The 383-nt window shown below is 69.5% G+C and carries 2 pseudogenes; both read left to right on the top strand.

Features of this window, described 5'->3' with window-relative positions:
- Window positions 1-185: pseudogene (locus AX709_RS15875) on the top strand (hypothetical protein); the annotation flags it as partial.
- Window positions 182-383, top strand: a pseudogene (locus AX709_RS15870) (cytochrome C); the annotation flags it as partial. The pseudogenes AX709_RS15875 and AX709_RS15870, both read left to right, overlap by 4 nt.

Below are 383 nucleotides of genomic sequence, written 5' to 3'. Positions count from 1 at the left end.
CCCAGAACAGGGCGGGGATCGCCGCGGCGCTGGCCGATACCGAATTCGCGATCCGCGCCGAAGAGGCGACCAACACCCTGTTCGCGCGATGGCGGTTCCTGCACATCCTGCTGGGCTGTCTCATCTTCGCGCTGCTCGCGCTCCACGTCGGCGCGGCGATCTATTACGGGCTGCGCTGGCTATGAGCTGGCAGCGTCTTTCCTATGCCGTCTTCATCGCAGCCCTGCTGGTGATGGTCGCCGCGGTCGCGATCCGGATGCGATCGGACGCGCCGAGGGATGCCGGCCTGGTGGCGCAGCTCGTAGCGCCCGGCCCGCTCTCGAGCGCCCACCAGTCCTTCGCCGGCCAATGCACGGCCTGCCACACGCCGGGCAAGGGCGTCG

It is taken from the genome of Sphingomonas sp. CCH15-F11 (assembly GCF_001557005.1).
GTDB lineage: Bacteria > Pseudomonadota > Alphaproteobacteria > Sphingomonadales > Sphingomonadaceae > Sphingomonas.
Note: the sequence above shows the minus strand (reverse complement) of the source record. Positions and strands in the feature narration are given on the sequence as shown.